The organism is Intestinirhabdus alba (genome assembly GCF_009711095.1).
Taxonomy (GTDB): Bacteria; Pseudomonadota; Gammaproteobacteria; order Enterobacterales; family Enterobacteriaceae; genus Intestinirhabdus; species Intestinirhabdus alba.
The window spans coordinates 33,037-54,020 of record NZ_WMJZ01000012.1; the positions used below are offsets into that span (position 1 = coordinate 33,037).

Here is a 20,984-nt window from a genome sequence, read left to right on the forward strand (position 1 = left end):
GCTTCGGTTTTTTGTCACGTGCGGATTATCCGGCTCTGGTGAGTTTAAGGAGCCAGGCTGCGCTCATTACGATCAGCAGGATAAAGCACAGGCCAAAGGCCAACAGACACGCCTGCGCCATATTCATAACGTGCCATGGCGGGATCAGATACCAGCCTTCAGACTGCTGGTAGAGATCCACGAACCACTGCTGTACGCTGCTGAGATTCACGCCGGCAGGCACGACGGGGGCGTCGTAGCCGCAGTCTCCCGTCGGTTTAAACCACTCTGGTGCCCACTCCGCCAGCGGCAGGCCGAACGGAAAGGTTGGGTCGGTGGAGCACCCCTGCACGCCAAAAAGCGCCTCCGGGTCCGGATTATGCACTGCAAAATGAATACTATTTAACTTTACCGAGTACATTATGCCGGTAATGCTGCCATAAAAAGCTGCAATGCAGCCAATCAGCTTCAATATGACATTTTTAGGGTTGATGGCCGCAATCACGCCTCCAGCTACCATTACAAACATGGCAAAGCGAATGTAAACGCACTGTTCACAGGGTGCCATATAGAGGTAGATCTGGAAAAAAGAGTGCGCCAGGATGATAAGTCCCCCCATCGCTATCGCCATCAGAAGCCACAGGAAACGCCGCTCCTGCCACCTCACCAGCGTATCTACCGGCGACGTGCGTAAATCTCTCCATAATCCTTTTAGCAAAGCCATACGCTTTTCCCGTTTATTTGGCCGCCAGTTCTCTGACAAGCTCGGCCATGGAGTCGATAGATTTAATGTTTTTGGTGTAGATCAGGTATTTGCCGTTGACCACGTAGGCCGGAACGCCCTGGATTTTGGCCACCTCGTAGGCCGCCTTCCATTTTTCCAGCGTTTCCTGAACGGCGGGATCGTTCAGGGCCGCTTCAAAGTCGGCCTGGCTTACACCGGCAGCATCCAGCCCCGTTTTGATAAAGGACGCAGGATCTTTGCCGTCAGACCAGCGTTCTTTCTTATCGTGATAAGCAGTGTAGTAAGCAAACTTAGCCTTTTTGAACTGAGAATTATCATCGAACAGGGAAATACCCGCCGCCCTGTCTCTGGCGAGCATGACGGCAAATACTTCGCTGCCCTGCTTGCCATATTTACCTTTTGTTTCCAGATGGAAAGGCGTGAAAGCAACCACGTCTTTTACCTTTTCGGAAACCGGCCCGGTGACGGCCTTATCATATTTGTAGCAGAACGGGCAGTCATAGCTGAATATTTTAATCAGGGTCTTATCCGCATCAGGAATGGGTTTTTCCAGCTCCATATAGTCCGTTCCTTCGGTAAATGCTGAGGCCGAAAAGGAAAAGGCAAGCGCCGCGGTTAATATGAGGCTTCTGGGAAGTGAAGCAAGCCATTTAACAGACATAGTTTTTCCTTAGCATAAAAATGCAAACGTATTATTTAAACATCTGCTGCGGCTGAAGTAGCAGAGCGCGATAGTGGGGCTGATTCGGTTTATCGGACAAGACGTCGATTTCAACTTTGACTTCTTTGGTTTTATAATCAATTTCATTGATTTTGCCGACGGTGGACTCACCAACATTGAACAAATTAATGGAACCGCTAAAGCCAAACATGGTGTTGCGATCTTTTTGATATTCGATAACTGACGTAATCGGGCTATAAAAGTCGTAGCCGCGCTCTTTGCCATACTCCCACAGCTGCTGGACCGTGCCTTTCTTCTCATCAATTTTATATTCAACAAAGCGTGAATATTTCATTGTGGGAAGGGCAGGTTGTTCAAGGCCGCGACCATCGCCGTTGTCAAAGACGGTCAGTGTCCCCTTGCTGGAGAGCCAGGCGGTATGTTGGGTCCAGGGGAAATCGAAATCCGTGCTCTCGCAGCGGCCGTTTTCATCGCAGTTCAGCGGCTTGCCCTTACCGTCTACCGGCTTAAGCACCTTGCCCGCCAGCCGCTCGTTCCAGCCTTTGGATGGGGAAAGAATCCATTTTACCTGCTTGTCGCGGCCAATCTTCATAATTCCCTGATGGCGTAAAGAGACGATGATTGAATCATCCGAGGCGTCATAGTCAATGGCATTGACGTGCGCCCAGTTGCGTCCGGCACCCACGCCCAGCGCATCGCCATAGGGCGTATCCGGCTCCAGCTTAGCCTGCTGCCCGGCGTGTTCAAGATCAACGTTTACGCATACCGCTCCCGCATCAAGCGCGCCGAGCAGCGCGTCGCGCATCGGGTCGAGGATCTTTGTCAGATCCCAGACGTCAATCACGCGACCAGACTTATCAACCTCAATGATCTGATCGCGAATGGTATGCACATGCAGGCCGTCCTCTTTGCGATAGTTACGTTTGCCGACGCGGAGCAGCACCGTGCCGTTAACGGTTTCAAGCGATTCGTGAGAGGCGTCCATAAAGCCGCGCGGTAGTTTATGATCGGCCAGAATCTGCCCCATCAGGTCGAATTCATACCAGTGTTGCCCCTGAACGGCGGTAAAGGTTCCGCGAGGCGTTTCGCGGATGCCCATCAGGTAACCACGCTTATTGATGTCGATATCATGGCCGTCGTAAAAGGCTTTTTGATCCAGCCACCAGCGGTATTCGCCTTCGGTATCCACCACAAAGGTGAAGGGAGCAATGTCAAAGGGCAACGCACCTCCGGCAGGACCGGCGTCGAGGATAGCGGCATTTTTATCTTTTTCACCGTGCCAGTGAAATTGTGCGCCCTGAGGAATAAAAGTATGGGTATTAACGAGATAAAGCCGATCTTCAAAACCGGGAGCCACTTTTATCACCCGGGTTTTTTGAAGGTCGGAGAAGGAGCGGTTATCAATATAACGATTAACAATGGCGGAGGTTTGCACCACGTAATCGTCTTTCATTGCGTTACCGTTTTCTTTATATTCAATCGTAACTTTATTGGCAAACTTTTGATAAAGACCGAATATAGGGACACCGTCGTGATTTTTTAACGTCTGCTCGCCAACGGAATATGTTACAGGAACGCCTTTTTTGCCTTTACCATGTACGGTAACCTTTACGTCAGTAATCGTATGGCTGTCCAGCTCCACAAGCGCCGTCAGCGGGGCATTGCCGTAAGGGTCAACCACCACGGCACCTAATTTTCCTGCGGGCGGGGCGGGCTGGTAGCCGGCCGCTGACAGGTTTGTTGCAGTGAGACCCCACGCCAGCGCGATCGCACCGGTAAGAAACGTTTTTCGGTATTGATTAAACATAGATATATCTCCTTATATAATACGTTGTATATACCCGTCATACTTCAGGTTGCATGTGCGTTGGCTTTATTCGGCTCAGGGCCTCACCCCTTCGGGGCCAGCCCTGGGGCTGTTCAAAGCGCACTGCGTTTTGTCCTGCAACTCGAATTATTTAGGGTGTATAATAATGATCAATATATTATGCTGAACGATTTAGCGCGCGATAATTAGAAGTGCGAGTAAATCTTTCCTGGAGAAGAGTTATTATTGTTATGGCTTAAATATACTTTTTATGAATGTTTTTTTACCCTTTTTGTGTGTTGATAGTAGGGGCCTGTATTATCGCGGTAAATAATAAAAGACTGGTAATGTGATCTTATCGACAATGTTTTATTGTTGCTAATGAAATGCTATTTAGCCGCTGGGTCGTCATTTTATATGATCAAAATCATACTCTTGTTTCTGTATTATGCGAATATATGCCAATACCTAAAAATGGGTATGTGAATTTTTAACACTGTATGTTCGGAGTTGTTAAATATTAAGGGTAAATAATGTTTATTGCCTGGTACTGGATTGTATTAGTGGCGCTTGTCGTCGTGGGGTATATTGGCCATATGAAACGTTATTGCCGGGCGTTCCGGCAGGACCGGGATGCGCTGATGGAGGCGCGTAAGAAGCTGTTTAACCACGACGACGGTAATGACGATGCGGTCCGGGAGGGGAAATAACCTCTGCGGTGACGTTTAGCCAATCCCCGTAGACTGTAGCGCCACAAGGCTTAATCCCATTACCGACATGCCGCACAGTACGCCGTAGCTGGGGTTGTTGTTGGGATCGATCTCTTTTGCCAGCGGCATCAGTTCATCGACGGAAAGTGCTACCATAACGCCGGCAACCGCAGCCATAATAGCCGCCATCATTATCGGTGAAATCAGGCTGCCAAGAATAAGCCACGCCAGCACGCCGCCGAGGATTTCCGCCAGGCCCGAGAGACCAGCCCAGAAGATTGCCGTTCGTTTTGAACCCGTCGCCGCATATACCGGCCCGGCGACAGCTAACCCTTCCGGAATGTTGTGCAGGGCTACCGCCAGGGCGATACCGAAGCCCAGTTCAAGGTTACCGCTGGCGGTGACGTAGGTGGCGATCCCTTCCGGGAAGTTGTGCAGGCTGATGCCAAGAGCCAGTAATATCGCGGTACGCTTGATGGATCCGGGAAGCGGGTGCGCTGTTTTTTGCATCAGATCCTGCGGGTGGGCGTGAGGCAGCATGCGGTCCAGGCCAAAATAGCCCAACAGACCAATAATAAACATTCCGTAGCCCAGCATCGGCGACATGCCTTTCGTCGCCAGGGCTGCGGGCAGCATCTCCATCAGGGAGATCAGCAGCATAATACCGGCAGCAAATCCCAGTGAGAACGCCAGCAGGCGGTTAGAGGGCTTTTGCCCCAGCACGCCCAGAAAGGCACCAATAAACGTGGCGGCACCCGCCAGCAAGGTCAGAATCAACGGTACTGACATCAACGACTCCTTATAGCGACTGCCCGGACCTGACATCAAAATAACTGACGATCTTCGTCACGATTATCTGAGTTCTTCCGTCACTGAAAGCGCGTATTGTGGGGGTAATAAACCAGGCTGTGTCCTTTAACCGGGCGTGGCGTCGACACAGCCTATTACCTCAGTAAGGATATCATCATGTCTTCAATGCGTATGCCAGCACTGTTTTTAGGACACGGCAGCCCGATGAACGCTCTGGAAGATAACCGTTACACCCGCGCCTGGCGAGGGCTGGCGGAATCGCTGCCGCGGCCACGGGCGATAGTGGTGATTTCAGCCCACTGGTACATTCGCGGAACGGGAGTAACCGCCATGGCGGCACCGAAAACGCTTCACGACTTTAGCGGCTTCCCCCAGGCTTTGTATGATATGCACTATCCGGCACCCGGTTCGCCTGAGCTGGCGCAGCGGTTAGTCGAGCTGCTCTCGCCGGTTCCGGTCACGCAGGATAAAGAGGCCTGGGGCTTTGACCACGGAACGTGGGGCGTGCTGAGCAAGATGTATCCCGATGCCGATATTCCGGTGGTTCAGCTCAGCATCGACAGCACCCGCCCGGCCGCCTGGCATTTTGATATTGGGCGCAGGCTGGCGGCGCTGCGCGATGAGGGCATTATGCTGCTGGCCAGCGGCAACGCGGTGCATAACCTGCGTACGGTGCGCTGGCAGGGCGACGCTGCGCCCTGGCCGTGGGCCGTATCGTTTAATGATTTTGTGAAGTCTAACCTGATCTGGCGGGGGCCGACCGCGCAACATCCGCTGGTGAATTACCTTAGCCATGAGAGCGGCTCTCTGTCGCATCCGACGCCGGAACACTTCTTGCCGCTGCTCTATATTATCGGCGCGTGGGATGGCGAGGAGCCGGTGACCGTTCCGCTGGACGGAATAGTATTAGGTAGCCTGAGCATGCTGTCGGTGCAGGTAGGGTAACCGCGCCCTGTGGATATCGCCTGGCGTTTTATCGGCCCGACAGGCGGAGCGCCGTCGGGCATGATGCTTTATTCGATAAAAATATGCGGGTAGAAACGAGAAAGATCCTGGGTGATGAGCGCCCTGTCTTCGCGAATGCCGATCCCGGCAGGCTTATCGTCGATCAGCCAACTGCCGATCAGCATATAGCTGTCGCCGAACTTCGGCAGCGGGTGGAACTGCTGGACGATCGATCCCTCCTCACCGTACGGGCCGTCCACCGCTTCGATCGTTTTGCCATCCTCAATGATGGAGACGTTGGCACCTTCGCGGGAAAAGATGGGTTTCACCACGTACTTTTCCATCGGCGGGTGGTCGTCTTCGGCGAAATATGCCGGCAGCAGGTTTGGATGGTTTGGAAACATTTCCCACAGCAGGGGCAGCAGCGCCTTATTAGAGATAATGCTTTTCCAGGCCGGCTCCAGCCAGCGAACGCCGGCGTCTTCCAGCTTGGTGGAGAACATCTCGCGCAGCATAAACTCCCACGGATAGAGCTTGAACAGGTTCGAGATAACCTGATCCTGCAGGTCCGTAAACTGACCTTTTTCCCCCAGCCCGATATCTTCGATATACAGGAAATCGGTCGCCAGTTCGGCTTCGGCGGCGCAGTCCTGTAAATACTGAACGGTTCCGCGATCCTCAACCGTGTCGCGACAACAGGCGAGGTGCAGCAGCTGGAATCCGTGCTGCTCGCGTAGCTCTGTGAAACGTTCAATCAGCTTCTCCTGCAGGCTGTTGAACTGATCGCTGCTCTCCGGCAGGTTGCCGGCGTTAAGCTGATCTTCCAGCCAGATCCACTGAAAAAATGCCGCTTCGTACAGCGAAGTGGGGGTATCGGCGTTGTTCTCCAGCAGCTTCGGTTCGCCAGCGCCGTCCCACGCCAGATCGAGACGCGAGTAGAGCGACGGCTGGTGCGTCAGCCATGACTGGCGGACAAAGCCCCAGGTATGCTTCGGAATGCGGAATTTGGCCATCAGCTCATCGCTGGCGATGACCCTCTCTACCACCTTCAGGCACATCTGATGCAGCTCGGCGGTGACGTCTTCCAGCTTTTCGACCTGAGCGAGGGTAAGCTTATAGTAAGCGTCTTCACACCAGTACGGTTCACCATACATGGTGTGAAAATTAAAGCCGTATTCCTCGGCTTTTTCACGCCAGTCCGGACGCTCGGTAATGCTGACTCTTTCCATGAAAATTAACCGCCCATTGAACGATTAGAGGTGCCGCTGGCGCGACGCTGCATGGTGTTCTGCCTGGCAACGGATTCACCGAAACCGCCGCGGGTGACGGTTGAGGTCGTGGCTGGTTTCGGTGCCAACGCCGTTTTCGGAACGGTCATGGTGCGGCCCGGCTGGGCTGCGCCGTAGTTCTTACCCGTCGCATCCGCGTATTTGCCGTAGGCCGGGCTGGCGGGGTTCTTCGAACTGAATAGCGGCTGCTGAGCAAAGCCCGCGCCGCCGCCCATCATGCGGCCCATCATGTAGCCCGCCATCAGCGGCATCCAGAAGCTGCCGCTGGATTGTGCCTGAGCCTGGCTTTCCGGTGCCATACCCGCCTGAGCCGGTGCCTGCTGGCACTGGCCTTCGCCGAATTCAGCGACGCAGTCTTCGCGCGTGGCGTATTTTGGCGCGGTGCGCTCCGCTTCCTTCAGGGCGTTATTGTATGCGGTAGTACACTCTGCGGCTTTGCCCGGATTCGCCGTCGAACAGTCATCGGCGTTTTGATAAAGAGAGACCGTTTCGTCGCTCTGTTCGCAGCCGGCCAGCATAAATACGGCGGTGACGGCCAGCGCAACGGGGGTCAGATGGCGTGCGCTCCAGCGCTTGCGGAACGCGGCGTGATGTATGGATCGTGTCCGTTTCATAGTTGTCTTCCTGGACCAGTGGTAGTGAAAGAAATAATGCTCAGGATAGAGGAAGGCTGGTCGAAATTGAAGCTAAAAAAGGATGAGGGCTGGCTGAAACAGAGGATCTTTACGTTGCCTTACGTTTACCGCCTGCATCAGCGCCGCGCTGACCGGAACCCTAAACGTTGGTCCGGCCAGCGTGGCGCTGTCAGGCATACCGTTTTACTGCTTAAACGGATTATTGCTGCGGGCTGAGACGGGCTGCGCTACCGGAGCGCCGCCGCTGGCGGCGTAGCCGTCAGCGGCGGCATCCTGTTCCGGCGTTTGCGGTGCCACGCTTTCCGGCGAGGTAGGAATCGGCTTGCCCAGGGTATTGTTCAGCGCCACCAGATCCTGCTCGTTCAGCGTGCCGAGAGCAGATTTAATATTTAACTGATTAATCAGATAGGTATAACGCGCGTTGGCCAACTGCTGCTTGGCATTATACAGCGTCGTGGTGGCGTCCAGTACGTCAACGATGGTGCGGGTGCCGACGGAATAGCCCGCCTCCATCGCATCCAACGAACTTTGCGCAGAGACAACCGCCTGCTTATAGGCGTTGATACTGCTGATGGAGGCGTTGATGTTGTTGAACGAGGAGCGTACGGTCTGCACCACGCTGCGGTGCGCGCTTTCCAGCTGTTCGCTGGCACCAACAAAATTATATTGCGCCTGCTTCACCCGGGAATTGACCATTCCTCCCTGATAGATAGGCAAGGAAAAGTTAATGCCGACCTTGTTCTGACCCGTGGTGCTGTCGCTATAGCCCTGGGAATTGTTGGTCCTGGAGCCGCTATAGCTGTTGTCGGAAAGGCTGCTGGATGCGGTCAGGTTCAGCGTCGGCAGATGCCCATCCTGCGCCAGGCGGATCTGCTCACGGGCCAGGTCCTGGCTCAGCCGCGCCTGCAGCAGCGACAGGTTGCGGCTTTCCGCTTCCTTCAATAGCGCGTTAACCGGCTGCGGCTTGCTGGTTTTAAAACTTTCAACGTTCAGCGACGCCAGCGCCGGATAGTAGTTACCGGTGACCTGACGCAGCGTTTCTACCGCGTTGTCGAGATTATTGCGCGCAGTGACTTCATTCGCCAGAACGGTGTCATACTGTGAGCGGGCGTTCTGCACGTCGGTAATGGCGACCAGGCCGACGTTAAAGCGCTGGGTAGTCTGATCTAACTGACGATAGATCGCCTCTTTCTGCGCCTGGGTATAGGAGAGAATATCGATGGCGTTCAGCACGCTAAAGTAGGCGTTAGCGGTGTTAAGGATCAGGGTTTGTTGATCCGTCTGAAAGGTGACGTCCTGAATACCGGCTGACTTCTCCTGCAGCGTCAGGTTGCGCCACTTTGACATATCGAAAATGGTCTGGGTTAGCTGCAGGGAGCCGCTGGTGGTGGTGGTGTTAACGCCGTTAGCGTCGCGATAGCCGTTGCTGTAGGTGTAATCAGCGCCTAATCCCAGCTGCGGCAGTAATGGGCTACGTGCTTCGTTGATTTTTTCGAATGCGGCATCACGATCGGCGGCAGACTTACGCAGTTCCGGATTGCTCAGGCGTGCTTGCTGATAAACTTGCAGCAGGTTTTCTGCCAGACTTAGTGTGCTGAACCCCGACAGGCTCAGGCCGATAAGGATGGGGAGCAATTTCTTCATTTGCATTCCTTGTTGTGAAGCAGTATTTAGCGCTGATCGAATTGTAAAAATAATTGCCGATTCTAGCAGAATCCGCCACTGCAAAAAGTTGGCGTTCTGTGCCATCTGGCGTTAATTTGCACCAATTTATCACAAGGTTGCTAAAACAGCAGTCAATCACCCTTGAAATTCATATTTAAATCACTATTGGTACAGGACGCCACAATGCGTAAAACAGACAATTCACCGGTCACTTTCTCTAAAAACGATGTAGAAATTATTGCACGAGAAACGTGCTATCGCGGTTTTTTTTCGCTGGAGGTTTATCGGTTCCGCCATCGCTTATTTAATGGTGAAATGAGCCAGGAGGTGCGCCGTGAAATCTTTGAGCGTGGCCACGCTGCGGTCTTGCTGCCCTTTGACCCTGAGCGGGACGAGGTGGTGCTGATCGAGCAGGTGCGGATTGCGGCCTGGGACACCAGCGAAACGCCGTGGCTGCTGGAGGTGGTGGCCGGGATGATCGAAGAGGGCGAAAGCGTGGAGGAGGTTGTCCGCCGCGAGGCTATGGAGGAGGCCGGGCTGGTCGTTAAACGGACTAAGCCGGTGTTGAGCTATCTGGCGAGTCCGGGCGGCACCAGCGAGCGCTCGTCCATTATGGTGGGCGAAGTGGACGCCACGACCGCGGGCGGTATTCACGGTCTGGCTGATGAAAACGAAGACATTCGGGTTCATGTGGTAAGTCGGGAACAGGCTTACCGGTGGGTTAATGAGGGGATAATCGATAACGCGGCTTCCGTCATCGCTCTGCAATGGCTGCAGCTGCACTATAAAGAGTTAATTAACGAGTGGAAAAAATGAAGCGTTACACACCTGACTTTCCTGAAATGATGCGCCTTTGCGAAACCAATTTTTCGCAATTGCGCCGGCTGCTGCCGCGCTGCGATGAACCCGGCGAAACGGTCAGCTATCAGGTGGCCAACGCGCAATATCGGTTAACGATTGTGGAATCGACCCGATACACTACGCTTGTTACGATCGAACAGACCGCGCCCGCTATCACGTACTGGAGTCTGCCGTCAATGACGGTGCGCCTGTATCATGATGCGACGGTCGCTGAAGTGTGTTCAAGCCAGCAGATCTTTCGTTTCAAAGCGCGGTATGATTACCCTAATAAAAAGTTGCATCAACGCGACGAAAAGCATCAAATTAATCAGTTTTTAGCGGACTGGTTAAGGTATTGTTTAGCACATGGAGCGATGGCGATTCCGGTTTACTAGCGTCGTGAAACCTAAGGACACCATTTGGAAAGCCTGTTAAACCTACCTCTGGCTGGTGAGGCCAGGGTCAGGATCTTACAAATAACCGACACTCACCTGTTTGCCGAAAAGCACGAGACGCTGCTGGGTGTGAATACCTGGGAAAGCTATCGGGCCGTGTTAGACGCCATAGGGGCACGGCGAAACGACTACGATCTGATCGTAGCAACGGGCGACCTGGCGCAGGATCAGAGCGCGGCGGCCTATAAGCATTTTGCGGAGGGCATCGCAAGCTTTCGCGCACCCTGCGTCTGGCTGCCGGGCAACCATGATTTCCAGCCTGCGATGTACAGCGCGCTGCGGGAGGCGGGGATCTCTCCGGCCAAGCAGGTGCTGCTGGGCGAGAAATGGCAAATTCTGCTGTTGGACAGCCAGGTCTACGGCGTTCCCCACGGCGAACTGAGCGACTATCAGCTTGAGTGGCTGGAGCAGAAGCTGGCCGGCGCGCCGGAGCGCTATACGCTGCTGCTGTTGCATCATCATCCGCTACCATCGGGCTGCAGCTGGCTCGATCAGCACAGCCTGCGCAACGCCGCCGGGCTGGGCGACGTGCTGGTGAAGTATCCGCGCGTGAAGTGCCTGCTGTGCGGCCATATTCATCAGGAGCTGGATCTTGACTGGAACGGCCGCCGTCTGCTGGCGACGCCGTCAACCTGCGTTCAGTTTAAACCCCACTGCGCCAACTTCACCCTCGATATGATTGGGCCGGGCTGGCGTACGCTGGAGCTGGCCGCCGACGGCACGCTGGAAACGGAGGTGTGCCGCCTGACGGGCAACGGCTTCCGGCCAGACACCGCCTCAGAAGGTTACTAATGTCCGCGCTTCTTTATTTGCACGGTTTTAACAGCTCGCCCCGCTCGGCGAAGGCCTGTCTGTTGAAAAAGTGGCTGGCGGAGCACTATCCGCGGGTGGAAACCATCGTCCCGCAGCTGCCGCCCTATCCGGCCGATGCGGCGGAGATGCTGGAGTCGATCGTGCTCGGTCGCGGCGGCGAGCCGCTGGGCGTAATCGGCTCCTCGCTGGGCGGCTATTACGCCACCTGGCTGTCACAATGTTTTATGCTGCCTACGGTAGTGGTGAACCCGGCCGTCAGGCCGTTCGAGCTGCTGGCCGATTATCTGGGGCAAAACCAGAACCCGTACACGGGGCAGCAATATGTGCTAGAGTCTCGCCATATTTACGATCTCAAAGTCATGCAGATTGACCCGCTGGAAGCGCCCGATTTGATCTGGCTGCTGCAGCAGACGGGGGATGAAGTGCTGGACTACCGCCAGGCGGTGGCGTATTACGCCTCCTGCCGTCAAACCGTTATTGAGGGCGGAAACCACGCATTCACTGGCTTCGAAGATTATTTCAACCAGATTGTCGATTTTCTTGGTCTGCAAAGCTGCTGACAATCATTTCAAATTCTAATTAAACCATGACGCAAACTTACAACGCTGACGCCATTGAAGTCCTTACCGGGCTTGAGCCGGTGCGCCGCCGCCCGGGGATGTATACCGATACCACCCGGCCTAACCATCTTGGGCAGGAAGTTATTGATAACAGTGTCGATGAGGCACTGGCGGGCCACGCAAAGCGCGTGGAGGTTATTTTACACGCCGATCAGTCGCTGGAAGTCATTGATGACGGTCGCGGTATGCCGGTGGATATTCACCCGGAAGAGGGCGTGCCGGCGGTAGAGCTGATCCTCTGTCGGCTGCACGCCGGGGGCAAATTTTCGAATAAAAACTACCAGTTTTCCGGCGGCCTGCACGGCGTGGGGATCTCGGTAGTCAACGCCCTGTCAAAGCGCGTGGAGGTAACCGTCCGCCGCGACGGTCAGATCTACAATATCGCCTTTGAAAACGGTGATAAGGTGCAGGACCTGCAGGTCATCGGCACCTGCGGCAAACGCAATACCGGCACCAGCGTACACTTCTGGCCGGATGAAAGTTTCTTCGACAGCCCACGGTTTTCCGTCTCCCGCCTGACCCACATTCTGAAAGCAAAGGCGGTGCTCTGCCCCGGCGTGGAGATCGCCTTTAAGGATGAGATTAACCATAGCGAGCAGCGCTGGTGCTATCAGGACGGCCTGAACGACTACCTTGCCGAAGCGGTCAACGGCCTGCCTCTGCTGCCGGAAAAGCCGTTTGTCGGTAATTTTACCGGCGATACCGAAGCCGTAGACTGGGCGCTGCTCTGGCTGCCGGAGGGCGGCGAGCTGCTGACCGAAAGCTACGTCAACCTGATCCCGACCATGCAGGGGGGGACGCACGTCAACGGCCTGCGGCAGGGGCTGCTCGACGCAATGCGCGAATTTTGTGAATATCGCAATATTCTGCCGCGTGGCGTTAAGCTCTCTGCGGAGGATATCTGGGATCGCTGCGCCTGGGTACTTTCCGTGAAGATGCAGGACCCGCAGTTTGCCGGCCAGACGAAAGAGCGCCTCTCCTCGCGGCAGTGCGCGGCCTTTGTTTCTGGCGTAGTGAAGGACGCTTTCAGCCTGTGGTTGAACCAGAACGTGCAGGATGCTGAACTGCTGGCGGAGATGGCGATCTCCAGCGCCCAGCGCCGGCTACGCGCGGCGAAGAAGGTGGTGCGTAAAAAGCTGACCAGCGGGCCGGCGCTGCCGGGCAAGCTGGCGGACTGCACCGCTCAGGATCTGAACCGTACCGAACTGTTTCTGGTGGAAGGTGACTCGGCGGGCGGTTCCGCCAAGCAGGCGCGCGATCGCGAATACCAGGCGATCATGCCGCTTAAAGGAAAGATCCTCAATACCTGGGAGATCTCCTCCGATGAAGTGCTGGCCTCCCAGGAGGTGCATGACATCTCCGTGGCGATCGGTATCGATCCGGACAGCGAGGATCTCAGCCAGTTGCGCTACGGCAAAATTTGTATTCTTGCCGATGCGGACTCCGATGGTCTGCACATTGCCACGCTGCTTTGCGCGCTGTTTGTGAAGCATTTCCGCAGCCTGGTGAAGCAGGGCCACGTCTACGTCGCGCTGCCGCCGCTGTACCGCATCGACCTTGGCAAAGAGGTTTATTACGCGCTGACGGAAGAAGAAAAGGCGGGCGTGCTGGAACAGCTGAAGCGCAAAAAGGGCAAGCCGAACGTGCAGCGCTTTAAAGGGCTGGGCGAAATGAACCCGATGCAGCTGCGCGAAACCACCCTCGATCCCAATACCCGTCGCCTGGTACAGCTGACCATCAGCGACGAGGACGACCAGCGCACCAACGCGGTAATGGATATGCTGCTGGCTAAAAAGCGCTCCGAAGATCGGCGTAACTGGCTGCAGGAGAAGGGCGACCTCGCCGAGCTGGAGGGGTAACGGCTGTAACAGGTCCGGAGCCGTACAAATAAAAACGCCCCGCTTCTTATCGACGCGGGGCATTTCTTTAACGGTTAACTACCCCTTCAGGACCTGCGCAATAGCCCGTCGGTGGGGTGTATCAATCTGCGCCCTGAAATAGGCCGTCGTTGTTCCGGTCGCCCTTCACGGGGAGCGGGCCGCGTTTTCAGATCAATGAACCCCAGCCCAGACAGACTTCCCGCTTACGGGTTCAGATGCGATCAGGCCTTCGGAATACGCAGGGTCTGACCAGGATAGATTTTATCAGGACTGGAGAGCATCGGGCGGTTCGCCTCGAAGATCTTGTTGTACTGGTTGGCGTCACCGTAGACGGTTTTTGAAATGGCGCTCAGGGTATCCCCTGATTTCACCGTGTAATAGGTCGCTTCATCGTTGGCGTCAGTGGCGGTAATGTTGTTTTCCACCTCGCTGACCCCGGCGATATTGCCTACCGCAACCTGGATTTTTTCTTTCTGCTCCTGGGTCAGGCCTTCACCGGTAACGCTGGCCTTTCCGTCGGTAATGTTGACCTGCACTTTGTCTGCGCCAGGGATATTGAGCTTTTTAAGGTGGTCTGACACCTTATCGCCCTGTCCTTTATGGTCCGTCAGATTATCCCAGAGTTTTTCACCCGCTTCTTTCACAAAGTTAAAAATACCCATTCTATTCCTCCTGTTGAATATAAAGACAAAATAAAGCATAGCAGGTGGAGGAGAGAACGGATACTAGCCCCTCTCTGAAAAAGAGGGGCAGGAAAGGGAAGGGAAATTAAACGCCCGGCTGCAGAATACGAATATTCATCTCCAGCACGTCGCTTTTGACCGCTTCGCTCCAGGTTTTCATATGCGGAGTTTGCAGATGCGCCTCAAGGTGCGCAATGCTATCCCACTGCTCGACCATGACGATAGAGTCCGGGGCGGTCGTCTGAAAGCTGACGCCGGCGGCATGATCCACCATCGGCGCATAGCCGTGGCAGCCCTCTTCCTTCAGCACGGTCGGAATGATTTTGGCAAACTGATCCAGAACCGCCTGGCGGTGGTGCTGGCCAGGGCGGGTGCGGATCTCAGCAATAACGGTAAGCATGGTTAACTCCTTCTGATTGCAGTCCGCTTAGTTAACCAAAAATTTCGCTCAAATGCTTGCGATATTCCGCCACATAGCGCGGGACGTCGGGCATTTTGATGACGTCGTTGGCGATAAAGGTCGGCAGCGCGTCCATCCCGAGGAACTGATTGGCTTTATGGAACGGCAGGTATACGCCGTCCACGCCGACGCCGTGGAAAAACTGCTCTTTATCGGTAAAGGCTTCCATCGGCGCGTTCCAGGTCAGCGAGAGCATATATTTTTTGCCCTGGATCAGGCCGCCGGAGCCATATTTTTTAGCGGCGTCGGAGCGGGTGCGGCCGTCGCTGGCGTACAGCGTGCCGTGCCCTTCGGTAAAGACGTCATCGATATATTTTTTTACCGTCCACGGCGCGCCCATCCACCAGCCCGGCATTTGCCAGATCACCACGTCGGCCCAGACGAAGTTCTGTACCTGCTCTTTGCTGTCATATTCGCCGTCGGCGCGGACGATCTTCACCGCGTGGCCGAGATCGCGCAGCTGCCCTTCGGCAACCTCTGTCAGAGTGTCGTTAAGCTGGCCGTTAGAGTGGGCGAATTTTTTCGCACCGTTAACAATCAGAATGTTGCTCATTTTTTATCCTCTCAGAAATGCGTATGTGGGCTATGTTACGCCAGCGGTCAGCGGGGGGAAATGAGCAGAATGTGCAAAGTCTTTTGCTTCTGGAGCAATAATCGTGCCGTTACCACCGCACGGCAACGGTGAATCCCCCTTCCGGCGCATTGTCAAAAGTGACGGTCATGCCGTGGAGCAGGGCGATGCGCCGGACGATGGACAGCCCCAGCCCGCTGCCGGTAACGGCCTGCCCCGGCGGGCGGTAGAAACGTTCGCCAATGCGGCCCAGCACCGCCGGCGCGACTCCCGGACCGTTATCTTTAACCGTGAAGCCGTCGGCGTTGAGAGTCACCTCGATCACGCTGCCCCGGGGGCTGTAGCGCACGGCGTTATCCAGCAGATTACGCGCCAGCAGGCTGAGCAGCAGCGGCTGTCCGGTGCGCGTGACGTCCGGTGCGTTAACGTGCAGGCGCACGTCGATTTCCGCCTCGCGGGCCGGATGGTAGATATCCATTACCGCCGACTGTAATACCTCTTCCAGCGACAGCCTGGAGACGTCCTGCAGATTATCCAGCGAGTCGAGGCGCGAGAGGGTCAGCAGCTGCTCGACCAGCCGCGTGGCGCGGTCGATGCCGGTATCCAGCTGAATAAGCGCTTTCTTTCGCGCCAGGGGATCGTCATTGGAAAGCTGTGCCACTTCGGTTTGCACCTTCAGCGCGGCCAGCGGACTGCGCAGCTCGTGGGCCGCGTCGGAGGTAAAGCGCCGTTCGCGCACCATCATAGCGTGGGTGCGGCTAAAGAGCTGGTTCAAGGCTTCGACGAGGGGGCGCACTTCGCTCGGCACCCCCTTCGGGCTGAGGGGCTCTGCCGATTCCGGCGCGCGCACGCGCAGGGCCTGAGTTAACTTCTTCAGCGGCTTCAGCTCCCGGTGGAGCATGACGATCAGCAGCAGAAACATCAGCGGCAGGGCGATAAGCCAGGGGGCCAACTGCCCGGCCACGATGGCCAGCGCCATATCTTCGCGATACTCCCACTCCTGGCCGACCACGACACGGTACCGGCCGTCCGGCGAGGTCAGCCAGACAAAGCGCCACAGATCGTCGTCGCCGTTGAGATGGCCGTTATCGAAGCCTTCCCGCCGGTAGCTGTAGGGGATGTCCTGGCCGTTGTCGCCGTCGTGCAGCACCATTTTGCCGTCGGTGGTGTAGACGGCAAAGGTCAGCACATCGTCGTCGATATGGCCGTGCTTGAGTTTCTTCGGCGTGCGCGCCATCCGCTCCGGGGCGGTAAGCTCATTGATATCCAGAGCGATAAGGCGCTTGGCAAACAGCATCTGCTGGGTATCAAACAGCTCATCGACGTTGTCGGTGGTCTGCTTCCACGCCACAAAGCTGGAGGCACCCCAGGCGACGATCGCCAGGAACAGGAAGATAAGCGTTAGCCGCAGACGCAGGCTGAGCCGCCGGGTCAACTTGCCGCCTCGCCCAGGGTGTAGCCGATGCCGTGAACGGTGCGGATCGCCTCGCTGCCGAGCTTGCGGCGCAGGTGGTGCACATGCACTTCGACGGCGTTGCTGGAGACCTCTTCATCCCAGCCGTAGAGCTTCTCTTCGATCAGCTTGCGCGGCAGCACCCGACCGGCATTGCGCATCAGCAGCTCCAGCAGGGCAAGCTCTTTCGGCTTAAGCGGTAAAGGCTCTCCGCCGAGGCTGGCGATCCGGCTGCCGGGATCGAGCGCCAGCCGTCCGTGACGCAGCTCGCTGCTGGCCTGGCCGCTGGCGCGACGCACCAGCGCCTCCAGGCGGGCGGCGACTTCAATGAGCGCGAAGGGCTTACAAAGATAGTCATCCGCCCCAAGGCGCAGCCCCTCGACCCGTTCCGCCAGCGCGTCCCGCGCCGTCAGGATCAGCACCGGTTCGCGTTTTCCCCGCCCGCGCCAGTCGCGCAGAATGTCGCGGCCGTCCATGCCGGGCAGCGTCAGGTCGAGAATCGCCGCATCGTAAGGCGCGCTGTAGAGCGCCTCTTTGCCTTCGCGGCCTTCGGTAAACCAGTCGACGTTGAAGCCCATCTTACTGAGTCCCGTTTTTATGCCGTCGCCAATCAGTACATCATCTTCTACCAGTAAAATTCGCATTTTTTCTTCCCTGTGCCTGCCCGCTAACCGCAAGTAAACCTCGCCGCCATCGGGGATGTACAGTAAAAAAATTTCTTTGTTCTGCTTAAGAAGTGGTTAAGCATTATTCTATTAAATAATGGTTATCGACTCTAAATAATTTGCGTTGCATATCAAACCCTGGCGGGGGAGTCATCAGGAATGAGACGACCAGGCTGTGTCCGGGAATGACGAGTATCAGAAGCGAAAGGGAGATATAACATGAAGACAATAGCAGCAATAGCGGCCGCCTTTGCGCTGTGCGCGACGCCGGTTCTGGCCGCCGGGCCGCAGGGCGGATTTTCCGACCCGGCGGCAGCGCAGGCGCAGAGCGGCGGCTTTATTGGTCCTGACGGCAGCAGCACGACGGCCGAGAACGCCAAATCGCTGCGTGACGACACCTGGGTTACGCTGCGTGGCAATATCGTGGAGCGTATCGCTGACGATCTCTACCTGTTTAAAGACGCCAGCGGCACCATTAACGTCGATATCGATAGCAAACGCTGGAACGGCATAACCGTGACTCCGCAGGATAGTGTCGAAATCCGGGGGGAAGTGGATAAAGACTGGAACTCCGTCGAAATCGACGTAAAGCAAATCAGGAAAGTTACCAAATAATCGCCATCCGGGCCGCCTTCGCGGCCCTTTTTCTTTGTGACTCAACGCGCCAGATAAGGTAGTATCTGCGGCAATATTGCCTGATGGCAGGCCGGCTATAAATTCGGGCTAACAGTTGAGGAATTACGATTAATGAGCGAAATGGCAGAGCGCCTTGCGCTGCATGAATTTACGGAAAACGCCTATCTGAACTACTCCATGTACGTCATCATGGACCGGGCGCTGCCGTTTATTGGCGATGGGCTGAAACCCGTTCAACGCCGTATCGTATACGCGATGTCGGAGCTGGGGCTTGACGCCCGCGCCAAGTTTAAAAAGTCTGCCCGCACCGTCGGTGACGTGCTGGGTAAATACCATCCGCACGGCGACAGCGCCTGCTATGAGGCGATGGTGCTGATGGCGCAGCCGTTTTCCTATCGCTATCCGCTGGTCGACGGTCAGGGGAACTGGGGGGCACCGGACGATCCTAAGTCCTTTGCGGCGATGCGCTACACCGAATCCCGCCTGTCGAAATATGCCGAACTGCTGCTGAGCGAGCTGGGCCAGGGCACCGTGGACTGGGTGCCTAACTTCGACGGCACCCTGCAGGAGCCGTCAAGGCTGCCCGCGCGTCTGCCGAATATCCTGCTGAACGGTACGACCGGCATCGCGGTCGGGATGGCAACGGATATCCCGCCGCACAACCTGCGCGAAGTGGCGAAGGCCGCGATTACCCTTATCGAACAGCCGAAGACCTCCCTCGACGCGCTGCTGGATATCGTTCAGGGGCCGGACTACCCGACCGAAGCGGAAATTATCACTCCCCGCGCTGAAATCCGTAAGATTTATGAGAACGGGCGCGGCTCCGTGCGTATGCGCGCGGTGTGGAATAAAGAAGATGGCGCGGTGGTAATTACCGCGCTGCCGCATCAGGTCTCCGGGGCGCGGGTGCTGGAGCAGATCGCCGCCCAGATGCGCAATAAAAAGCTGCCGATGGTGGACGATCTGCGCGATGAGTCGGATCATGAGAACCCGACCCGACTGGTGGTGGTGCCGCGCTCTAACCGCGTGGATATGGATCAGGTGATGAACCACCTGTTCGCCACGACCGATCTGGAAAAAAGCTACCGCATTAACCTGAACATGATCGGCCTTGACGGGCGTCCGGCGGTGAAAAACCTGCTGGAGATCCTCACCGAGTGGCTGGCGTTCCGCCGGGATACCGTGCGTCGTCGTTTGAGCCACCGCCTGGAGAAAGTGCTCAGACGCCTGCATATCCTTGAAGGCCTGCTGGTGGCGTTCCTGAATATCGACGAGGTGATTGAGATCATCCGCAGTGAGGATGAGCCAAAGCCGGCGCTGATGTCGCGGTTTGGTATTAGCGAAACCCAGGCCGAGGCGATTCTCGAACTGAAGCTGCGCCACCTGGCGAAGCTGGAAGAGATGAAGATCCGCGGCGAGCAGGACGAGCTGGCGAAAGAGCGCGATCGGCTGCAGAGCGTTCTTGGCTCTGAGCGTAAGATGAACTCCCTGCTGAAGAAAGAGCTGCAGGCGGACGCCGACGCCTTTGGTGACGATCGCCGCTCCCCGCTGCGCGAGCGGGAAGAGGCCAAAGCGATGAACGAACACGACATGCTGCCGTCCGAGCCGGTGACTATCGTCCTGTCGCAGATGGGCTGGGTGCGCAGCGCCAAGGGCCATGACATTGACGCGCAGGGGCTGAGCTATAAGGCGGGCGACAGCTGGAAGGCGTCGGTGAAGGGCAAGAGCAACCAGCCGGTGGTGTTTGTCGACTCGGCCGGGCGCAGTTACGCCGTCGATCCGATTACGCTGCCGTCGGCGCGGGGCCAGGGCGAGCCGCTGACCGGTAAACTGACGCTGCCGCCGGGCGCGACCGTCGAGCATATGCTGATGGAAAGCGATGAGCAGAAGCTGCTGATGGCGTCGAACGCCGGCTACGGATTCGTCTGCACCTTTAACGACCTGGTCGCGCGCAACCGCGCGGGCAAGGCGCTGATTACGCTGCCGGAGAACGCGCGCGTAATGCCGCCGGTGGTGATCGAAGACGAAAACGACATGCTGCTGGCGATAACCCAGGCCGGTCGGATGCTGATGTTCCCGGTGGGCTCCCTGCCGCAGCTGTCGAAAGGCAAAGGGAACAAGATTATCAACATTCCGTCCGCAGAGGCGGCGAAGGGCGATGACGCGCTGGCGCTGCTCTACGTGCTGCCGCCGCAGAGTACGCTGACCATCCACGTCGGGAAGCGCAAAATCAAGCTGCGTCCCGAAGAGTTGCAGAAAGTGGTCGGTGAGCGGGGACGTCGTGGCACGCTGATGCGCGGCCTGCAGCGTATCGATCGCGTTGAGGTGGATTCCCCCCGCCGCGCCGCTCGCGAAGAGTGAACTCAATAGCGTACCGGAGGGTGCCCGCCTGCGCGGGCGCTATCCGGCAACGTTGTAACGCCGGCTGGCGGTTCATGCCAGGCTGCCTGGTCGCCCTGGGCGGGTCGAAAATTTCCCGTAAAGTCGTTGTCTAATCCCGCGTTGCGATTAACAATACGTTTTTCCAGTGAGTCGTTTTAACAAGGCTCCAGGCTGTGTCCCTTAACCGTTCGTGAGCGTCGACGCCACGCCCGATTAAGGGACACAGCCTAATCTGATATCAGGTGAAGTATACTCGTCA

General features: G+C 56.5%; 21 protein-coding genes. 9 read left to right on the forward strand and 12 right to left on the reverse strand.

Features of this window, described 5'->3' with window-relative positions; genetic code table 11:
- Positions 1 to 25: 25 nt before the first annotated feature.
- From dsbI to GJV78_RS10350, 3 genes are read right to left on the reverse strand one after another with little or no spacing between them, the layout of a single operon-like run.
- Positions 26 to 703 carry a protein-disulfide oxidoreductase DsbI gene (gene dsbI / locus GJV78_RS10340; protein ID WP_155108266.1) on the reverse strand — a complete coding sequence of 226 codons (678 nt, stop codon included), beginning with the start codon at positions 701 to 703 and terminating at the stop codon, positions 26 to 28.
- A 13-nt stretch (positions 704 to 716) separates the two neighbouring features.
- Positions 717 to 1,385 carry a thiol:disulfide interchange protein DsbA/DsbL gene (locus GJV78_RS10345; RefSeq protein ID WP_155108267.1) on the reverse strand — a complete coding sequence of 223 codons (669 nt, stop codon included), beginning with the start codon at positions 1,383 to 1,385 and terminating at the stop codon, positions 717 to 719.
- 31 nt (positions 1,386 to 1,416) lie between these two features.
- Complete coding sequence (locus GJV78_RS10350; protein WP_155108268.1) at positions 1,417 to 3,213, reverse strand: aryl-sulfate sulfotransferase; 1,797 nt, start codon at positions 3,211 to 3,213, stop codon at positions 1,417 to 1,419.
- Between the two features lie 533 nt (positions 3,214 to 3,746).
- On the opposite strand from GJV78_RS10350, the gene GJV78_RS10355 reads away from it, so the two are divergent.
- The gene (locus tag GJV78_RS10355; protein WP_155108269.1) at positions 3,747 to 3,923 is read left to right on the forward strand and encodes a hypothetical protein; all 177 of its coding nucleotides are present in this window, start codon (positions 3,747 to 3,749) and stop codon (positions 3,921 to 3,923) included.
- A gap of 15 nt (positions 3,924 to 3,938) precedes the next feature.
- Here the strand turns inward: GJV78_RS10355 and zupT are convergent, their stop codons facing one another.
- Positions 3,939 to 4,712 (reverse strand): zinc transporter ZupT, encoded by a 774-nt coding sequence (gene zupT / locus GJV78_RS10360; RefSeq protein WP_155108270.1) that lies wholly within the window; start codon positions 4,710 to 4,712, stop codon positions 3,939 to 3,941.
- 177 nt (positions 4,713 to 4,889) lie between these two features.
- Here zupT and ygiD point away from each other — a divergent pair, with 177 nt between their 5' ends.
- Positions 4,890 to 5,678 (forward strand): 4,5-DOPA-extradiol-dioxygenase, encoded by a 789-nt coding sequence (ygiD, locus tag GJV78_RS10365; RefSeq protein ID WP_155108271.1) that lies wholly within the window; start codon positions 4,890 to 4,892, stop codon positions 5,676 to 5,678.
- A gap of 68 nt (positions 5,679 to 5,746) precedes the next feature.
- On the opposite strand, the gene GJV78_RS10370 is transcribed toward ygiD, so the two are convergent.
- From GJV78_RS10370 to tolC, 3 genes are all read right to left on the reverse strand, one after another.
- Positions 5,747 to 6,907, reverse strand: coding sequence for a glutathionylspermidine synthase family protein (locus GJV78_RS10370; RefSeq protein WP_155108272.1), 1,161 nt, complete (start codon positions 6,905 to 6,907; stop codon positions 5,747 to 5,749).
- Between the two features lie 5 nt (positions 6,908 to 6,912).
- Positions 6,913 to 7,581 (reverse strand): DUF1190 family protein, encoded by a 669-nt coding sequence (locus GJV78_RS10375; RefSeq protein WP_155108273.1) that lies wholly within the window; start codon positions 7,579 to 7,581, stop codon positions 6,913 to 6,915.
- 204 nt (positions 7,582 to 7,785) lie between these two features.
- Positions 7,786 to 9,252, reverse strand: a complete 1,467-nt coding sequence (tolC, locus tag GJV78_RS10380) for an outer membrane channel protein TolC (protein WP_155108274.1) — start codon at positions 9,250 to 9,252, stop codon at positions 7,786 to 7,788.
- A 198-nt stretch (positions 9,253 to 9,450) separates the two neighbouring features.
- On the opposite strand from tolC, the gene nudF reads away from it, so the two are divergent.
- Genes nudF through parE form a run of 5 tightly spaced genes read left to right on the forward strand, consistent with a single transcriptional unit; the run spans position 9,451 to position 13,854 of the window.
- On the forward strand, positions 9,451 to 10,083 hold the full coding sequence (gene nudF / locus GJV78_RS10385) for an ADP-ribose diphosphatase (RefSeq protein ID WP_155108275.1): 633 nt from the start codon (positions 9,451 to 9,453) through the stop codon (positions 10,081 to 10,083).
- Positions 10,080 to 10,502 (forward strand): DUF1249 family protein, encoded by a 423-nt coding sequence (locus GJV78_RS10390; protein WP_155108342.1) that lies wholly within the window; start codon positions 10,080 to 10,082, stop codon positions 10,500 to 10,502. Before nudF ends, GJV78_RS10390 begins: the two co-directional genes overlap by 4 nt.
- 24 nt (positions 10,503 to 10,526) lie before the next feature.
- On the forward strand, positions 10,527 to 11,354 hold the full coding sequence (gene cpdA, locus GJV78_RS10395) for a 3',5'-cyclic-AMP phosphodiesterase (RefSeq protein WP_155108276.1): 828 nt from the start codon (positions 10,527 to 10,529) through the stop codon (positions 11,352 to 11,354).
- Positions 11,354 to 11,935 carry an esterase YqiA gene (yqiA, locus tag GJV78_RS10400; RefSeq protein ID WP_155108277.1) on the forward strand — a complete coding sequence of 194 codons (582 nt, stop codon included), beginning with the start codon at positions 11,354 to 11,356 and terminating at the stop codon, positions 11,933 to 11,935. Before cpdA ends, yqiA begins: the two co-directional genes overlap by 1 nt.
- A 26-nt stretch (positions 11,936 to 11,961) precedes the next feature.
- On the forward strand, positions 11,962 to 13,854 hold the full coding sequence (parE, locus tag GJV78_RS10405) for a DNA topoisomerase IV subunit B (protein WP_155108278.1): 1,893 nt from the start codon (positions 11,962 to 11,964) through the stop codon (positions 13,852 to 13,854).
- Between the two features lie 242 nt (positions 13,855 to 14,096).
- On the opposite strand, the gene lysM is transcribed toward parE, so the two are convergent.
- The 5 genes from lysM to qseB form a co-directional block, all read right to left on the reverse strand.
- Positions 14,097 to 14,537, reverse strand: a complete 441-nt coding sequence (lysM, locus tag GJV78_RS10410) for a peptidoglycan-binding protein LysM (RefSeq protein ID WP_155108279.1) — start codon at positions 14,535 to 14,537, stop codon at positions 14,097 to 14,099.
- A 106-nt stretch (positions 14,538 to 14,643) separates the two neighbouring features.
- Positions 14,644 to 14,958 (reverse strand): putative quinol monooxygenase, encoded by a 315-nt coding sequence (locus GJV78_RS10415; protein ID WP_155108280.1) that lies wholly within the window; start codon positions 14,956 to 14,958, stop codon positions 14,644 to 14,646.
- A gap of 31 nt (positions 14,959 to 14,989) precedes the next feature.
- Positions 14,990 to 15,571: an NAD(P)H-dependent oxidoreductase gene (locus tag GJV78_RS10420; RefSeq protein ID WP_155108281.1), complete on the reverse strand. Its 582-nt coding sequence runs from the start codon at positions 15,569 to 15,571 to the stop codon at positions 14,990 to 14,992.
- A gap of 109 nt (positions 15,572 to 15,680) precedes the next feature.
- Positions 15,681 to 17,024: a quorum sensing histidine kinase QseC gene (qseC, locus tag GJV78_RS10425; RefSeq protein ID WP_155108282.1), complete on the reverse strand. Its 1,344-nt coding sequence runs from the start codon at positions 17,022 to 17,024 to the stop codon at positions 15,681 to 15,683.
- Positions 17,021 to 17,686: a quorum sensing response regulator transcription factor QseB gene (gene qseB, locus GJV78_RS10430; protein WP_155108283.1), complete on the reverse strand. Its 666-nt coding sequence runs from the start codon at positions 17,684 to 17,686 to the stop codon at positions 17,021 to 17,023. Before qseB ends, qseC begins: the two co-directional genes overlap by 4 nt.
- A gap of 240 nt (positions 17,687 to 17,926) precedes the next feature.
- Between qseB and GJV78_RS10435 the strand changes: the two genes are divergently transcribed.
- Complete coding sequence (locus tag GJV78_RS10435; protein ID WP_155108284.1) at positions 17,927 to 18,322, forward strand: YgiW/YdeI family stress tolerance OB fold protein; 396 nt, start codon at positions 17,927 to 17,929, stop codon at positions 18,320 to 18,322.
- Between the two features lie 132 nt (positions 18,323 to 18,454).
- Complete coding sequence (parC, locus tag GJV78_RS10440; RefSeq protein ID WP_155108285.1) at positions 18,455 to 20,704, forward strand: DNA topoisomerase IV subunit A; 2,250 nt, start codon at positions 18,455 to 18,457, stop codon at positions 20,702 to 20,704.
- Positions 20,705 to 20,984 lie beyond the last annotated feature (280 nt).

Excerpts from the sequence above, each read along its gene's own strand:
- dsbI (WP_155108266.1), bottom strand. The coding sequence starts at position 703 with ATGGCTTTGCTAAAAGGATTATGGAGAGATTTACGCACGTCGCCGGTA.
- GJV78_RS10345 (WP_155108267.1), bottom strand. The coding sequence starts at position 1,385 with ATGTCTGTTAAATGGCTTGCTTCACTTCCCAGAAGCCTCATATTAACC.
- GJV78_RS10350 (WP_155108268.1), bottom strand. The coding sequence starts at position 3,213 with ATGTTTAATCAATACCGAAAAACGTTTCTTACCGGTGCGATCGCGCTG.
- GJV78_RS10355 (WP_155108269.1), top strand. The coding sequence starts at position 3,747 with ATGTTTATTGCCTGGTACTGGATTGTATTAGTGGCGCTTGTCGTCGTG.
- zupT (WP_155108270.1), bottom strand. The coding sequence starts at position 4,712 with ATGTCAGTACCGTTGATTCTGACCTTGCTGGCGGGTGCCGCCACGTTT.
- ygiD (WP_155108271.1), top strand. The coding sequence starts at position 4,890 with ATGTCTTCAATGCGTATGCCAGCACTGTTTTTAGGACACGGCAGCCCG.
- GJV78_RS10370 (WP_155108272.1), bottom strand. The coding sequence starts at position 6,907 with ATGGAAAGAGTCAGCATTACCGAGCGTCCGGACTGGCGTGAAAAAGCC.
- GJV78_RS10375 (WP_155108273.1), bottom strand. The coding sequence starts at position 7,581 with ATGAAACGGACACGATCCATACATCACGCCGCGTTCCGCAAGCGCTGG.
- tolC (WP_155108274.1), bottom strand. The coding sequence starts at position 9,252 with ATGCAAATGAAGAAATTGCTCCCCATCCTTATCGGCCTGAGCCTGTCG.
- nudF (WP_155108275.1), top strand. The coding sequence starts at position 9,451 with ATGCGTAAAACAGACAATTCACCGGTCACTTTCTCTAAAAACGATGTA.
- GJV78_RS10390 (WP_155108342.1), top strand. The coding sequence starts at position 10,080 with ATGAAGCGTTACACACCTGACTTTCCTGAAATGATGCGCCTTTGCGAA.
- yqiA (WP_155108277.1), top strand. The coding sequence starts at position 11,354 with ATGTCCGCGCTTCTTTATTTGCACGGTTTTAACAGCTCGCCCCGCTCG.
- parE (WP_155108278.1), top strand. The coding sequence starts at position 11,962 with ATGACGCAAACTTACAACGCTGACGCCATTGAAGTCCTTACCGGGCTT.
- lysM (WP_155108279.1), bottom strand. The coding sequence starts at position 14,537 with ATGGGTATTTTTAACTTTGTGAAAGAAGCGGGTGAAAAACTCTGGGAT.
- GJV78_RS10415 (WP_155108280.1), bottom strand. The coding sequence starts at position 14,958 with ATGCTTACCGTTATTGCTGAGATCCGCACCCGCCCTGGCCAGCACCAC.
- GJV78_RS10420 (WP_155108281.1), bottom strand. The coding sequence starts at position 15,571 with ATGAGCAACATTCTGATTGTTAACGGTGCGAAAAAATTCGCCCACTCT.
- qseB (WP_155108283.1), bottom strand. The coding sequence starts at position 17,686 with ATGCGAATTTTACTGGTAGAAGATGATGTACTGATTGGCGACGGCATA.
- GJV78_RS10435 (WP_155108284.1), top strand. The coding sequence starts at position 17,927 with ATGAAGACAATAGCAGCAATAGCGGCCGCCTTTGCGCTGTGCGCGACG.
- parC (WP_155108285.1), top strand. The coding sequence starts at position 18,455 with ATGAGCGAAATGGCAGAGCGCCTTGCGCTGCATGAATTTACGGAAAAC.